Source organism: Leisingera sp. F5 (assembly GCF_001593695.1).
This window is the reverse complement of record NZ_LUKH01000325.1, coordinates 1-2842: the sequence shown is the minus strand read 5'-3', so window position 1 is coordinate 2842 and position 2842 is coordinate 1. Positions and strand designations below refer to the sequence as shown.

Below are 2842 nucleotides of genomic sequence, written 5' to 3'. Positions count from 1 at the left end.
CAGCTGGCGGATTGTGTGGCTGATGGCTGATTGCGATTTGTTCAGCCGTTCAGCCGCACCGCGGAAAGTGCCGGTTGAGACGATCGCCTCCAGGGCAACAAGCTGGTCGTGTTTCATTTTTTTGCTATATGATCTGTTTTGATAATCATGATTGTGAGAACACAATATTATCAATAAATCATGTCAAGGGGTAGTCAAGAGCATCACCAAGCACAGGAGATAGCGATGAAACTCTACTACAAACCCGGCGCTTGCCCGCTGGCCAGCCATATCGCCCTGTATGAAACAGGCCAATCGTTTGAAATCGAAGCCGTCGATACCGCGGCGGGCCGGACCGCAAGCGGCGCGGACTACCGCGCGATCAACCCCAAAGGCTATGTTCCGGCCCTGGGCCTGGACGACGGAAGCGTTCTCACCGAAGGGGCCGCTGTTTTGCAGTATATCGCGGACAGCAATCCGAAGGCAGGCCTGGCGCCGGAAGCCGGCACCCTGGCCCGCGCCCGGATGCAGGAACAGCTCAACTGGATCGGGACGGAGCTGCACAAGGCCTTTGGCCCGCTGTTCCGCGACGGCACCTCCGAGGCCGGCAAAGACGCGGCGCGCACAGCTGTTGCAGGCAAGTTCGATCTGATCGAGGCGCAGCTGGAGGATGGCCGGGAGTGGCTGGTCGCAGACCGGTTCTCGGTGGCTGATGCCTATCTGTTCGTGGTTTCGAACTGGGCGAATTTCACCGGCATCGACCTGGCCCGTTGGCCCCGGCTGGCCGCGTTCGTGAGCCGCATTGCCGCCCGCCCGTCCGCTCAGGCTGCAATGCGCGCCGAGGGGTTGATCCAATGACGCCCGCCGGCCACAAACAGGTCGGCGCAGTGATGGAGACCTATTTCGATGGCCTCCATCACGCCGACAGTACAATGCTGCGCAAGGTGTTTCACCCGCAATTGGCCTATGTCTGCGCCACCGAAGATGATGAACTGTACTTGGATCTTGAAACCTACATGCGCCGGGTGGACGGACGGGAGCCGCCGGCCAAGCGCGGCGACCCGCGCGAGGAGGAGATCCAGGAGATCGCCTTTGCCAGCGACAGGCTGGCCCGTGTCAGCGCCCGCATGACCATGATGGGCCGGGACTTTCATGATCTCTTGACCCTTGTCCGCCACGGTGCCGAATGGCGCATCGTCGCAAAAGTGTTCTCCTATGTTCCGCGAAAGGACTGAGCGATGCCTTATGTGAATATCAAGGTGACCCGCGAAGGCGGCCCTGACGGCACTGGACCGAGTGCAGACCAAAAGGCGCAGTTGATCACCGGGGTTACCGGCCTGTTGCAGGACGTTCTGGGCAAGTCCCCGGCGACCACATTCGTGGTGATCAACGAAGTCCCGCTGGAGGATTGGGGTGTTGGCGGCCTGCCGGTGCAGGAGTACCGGAAGCAGGCGCAATGAAGACGCGGCTGACAGAGGCGCTGGGGATCACCTGCCCGGTGATCCAGGCGCCGATGGCCATCGCTGCGGGTGCGCGCGCGTGGGTTGCGGGCTGATCACCTGGAAGCTTGCGGAACAGCGACCGGGTGCTAGCGTGCGATCCGGCGGCTCTGTTCCTGTCCTTTGGCAATCCGGCGCCCTTTGCGCCAGCGATCCGGGACGCCGGTGTGCCGCTGATCTGCCAGGTCCAGACACTGCGCGATGCCCGGCAGGCGCTGGGCTGCGGCGCAGACATCATAGTCGCCCAAGGGGCGGACGCCGGTGGCCATGGCGAAGCGCGCTTTGGAAGAAGAAGCAACGGCTGCGAAAGCCCTGCACCGCTATGTGTTTGAGGCCATCGAGGCGTTTTCTTGTAAAGAGAGATCCAGAGGCTGCTTGCTGGTCAGTGCCGCAACCAATTGCGGTGCCGCCAGCACCGGTGCGCAGAAACTGCTCGCTGGATACAGGCAGGCCAGCGAGGCATTGATCGCCGCCTGCATCCAGCGCGGTATCGAAGACGGAGACATGCCGCCAGCAAGTGATCCGGATCTTTTGGCGAAATACTTTGCAGTTCTGATTCAGGGACTTGCCGCGCAAGCCCGCGATGGCGCCACAGCTGATGCTTAGCACAGCGTGGCTGAACTGGCGCTGGGTCAAGTTGCGGTATTGCCCTAGGAGACAAGGATGCCGTCTGCTGGCCTTTTCTTTCAAATCCCGGGAACATGCTCAACTGCTGCCGCATCCGGAATATGTTCAGCAGCTTCAAAAAACTCCCCTGCAGACCTGTTTCAAGGCCCGGCCCTGTTCTTGAGCGCAGGTTTGTTTTCCGTGGAGTTTTTTCAGTCCTGGAAAACATCAAACCCCAAAGTTACCTCTGGCTCTCTGAGAGGCGCAGCCTGAGCCGCTGGCGTGCGGCGCTGCAGTAACTGAAAACGCAGCCGTGCCATTGGCTGAAACAAGGCTTCGGAAACCCTCTCTCAAATCGCGCAACCAACACGTTTCCAGCCAGATCCAACGCTTTTCTCACCTGGGCGGCGCACAATGATCAGTTGCACACTCAGTTTAACTAACTTCAACACAAGTAGTTAGGAGCCCGTTAACGCAGTCATTCCTGGTGTCTTGCGCCAATTGCGGCGGGAATTGGGCGCATCTGCCTTGATTGCCCGAATGGCGCCGCGATCCTTCCGCATTCTGCTTCCAGCGTTGGGGTTCAACTGCCCCGCTCCGGCCAAAGCTCCGGCTGCCACAAGGAAACTGACGCTGTGCCTGACGACACATCCTCTGCTGACCCGGCTCTCTCCTGTGAACTGCCCTGCGGCTTCAAACTGCTGCAAGGCCAGTACCAGATCGAGCGGCCGCTGCTGAGCGGTGGCTTTGGGATCACC

Annotated in this window: 5 protein-coding genes and 1 pseudogene; 5 read left to right on the top strand and 1 reads right to left on the bottom strand. The window is 60.3% G+C overall.

Annotated features, from left to right (window positions below; translation table 11 throughout):
• A partial coding sequence (locus A2I95_RS29665; RefSeq protein ID WP_291735644.1) for a LysR family transcriptional regulator occupies positions 1-117 on the bottom strand: 117 nt, incomplete at its 3' end.
• Between the two features lie 108 nt (positions 118-225).
• Between A2I95_RS29665 and gstA the strand changes: the two genes are divergently transcribed.
• The 5 genes and pseudogenes from gstA to A2I95_RS29640 all read left to right on the top strand — a co-directional run bounded on the left by gstA (position 226) and on the right by A2I95_RS29640 (position 2084).
• Positions 226-837, top strand: a complete 612-nt coding sequence (gene gstA, locus A2I95_RS29660; protein ID WP_027257614.1) for a glutathione transferase GstA — start codon at positions 226-228, stop codon at positions 835-837.
• Positions 834-1214, top strand: coding sequence for a nuclear transport factor 2 family protein (locus tag A2I95_RS29655; protein ID WP_027257615.1), 381 nt, complete (start codon positions 834-836; stop codon positions 1212-1214). The genes gstA and A2I95_RS29655 overlap by 4 nt, the downstream gene beginning before the upstream one ends.
• 3 nt (positions 1215-1217) lie before the next feature.
• Positions 1218-1439: a 4-oxalocrotonate tautomerase family protein gene (locus A2I95_RS29650; protein ID WP_027257616.1), complete on the top strand. Its 222-nt coding sequence runs from the start codon at positions 1218-1220 to the stop codon at positions 1437-1439.
• Positions 1436-1759 (top strand): annotated as a pseudogene (locus A2I95_RS29645) (nitronate monooxygenase); the annotation flags it as partial. The gene A2I95_RS29650 and the pseudogene A2I95_RS29645, both read left to right, overlap by 4 nt.
• Positions 1746-2084 carry a hypothetical protein gene (locus tag A2I95_RS29640; protein WP_245596997.1) on the top strand — a complete coding sequence of 113 codons (339 nt, stop codon included), beginning with the start codon at positions 1746-1748 and terminating at the stop codon, positions 2082-2084. The pseudogene A2I95_RS29645 and the gene A2I95_RS29640, both read left to right, overlap by 14 nt.
• Positions 2085-2842 lie beyond the last annotated feature (758 nt).